This window comes from Saccharomonospora iraqiensis subsp. paurometabolica YIM 90007 (assembly GCF_000231035.2).
GTDB classification, from domain to species: Bacteria; Actinomycetota; Actinomycetes; order Mycobacteriales; family Pseudonocardiaceae; genus Saccharomonospora; species Saccharomonospora paurometabolica.
Genome location: NZ_KI912231.1, coordinates 2,074 through 2,428 on the forward strand (window position 1 = coordinate 2,074; position 355 = coordinate 2,428).

The 355-nt window shown below is 76.1% G+C and carries 1 pseudogene; it reads right to left on the minus strand.

What is annotated here, in order from left to right:
• Nucleotides 1-355, minus strand: a pseudogene (locus tag SACPADRAFT_RS26850) (FAD binding domain-containing protein); the annotation flags it as partial.

The window sequence follows — 355 nt, forward strand, 5'->3', positions numbered from 1 at the left end:
CCGGGCGGCCCCGGCGATGTCGGCGCCGTCGGCCAGCGCCCGTTCGGTGGCCCCGGCCCGCACCGGGGTGCCCCGCCATGTTGACCAGGCCGACCGCGTCGCCGCACACGGCCACGCCCACGATGGCCCAGTCGATGGCGCGGCGGGTGAACTTCTCGAACGCCCATCCCCGGCCGGTGTGTTTCGGCACCCGGATCTCGGTGAGGATCTCGTCCGGTTCGAGCGCGGTGGTGAACGGTCCGAGGAAGAACTCCCCCGCGGGCACCTCCCGGCTGCCGCCGGTGCCGCGCACCACGAACACCGCGGCACACGCCAGCAGCGCCGCGGGCAGGTCCGCGGCGGCGTCGCCGTGCAC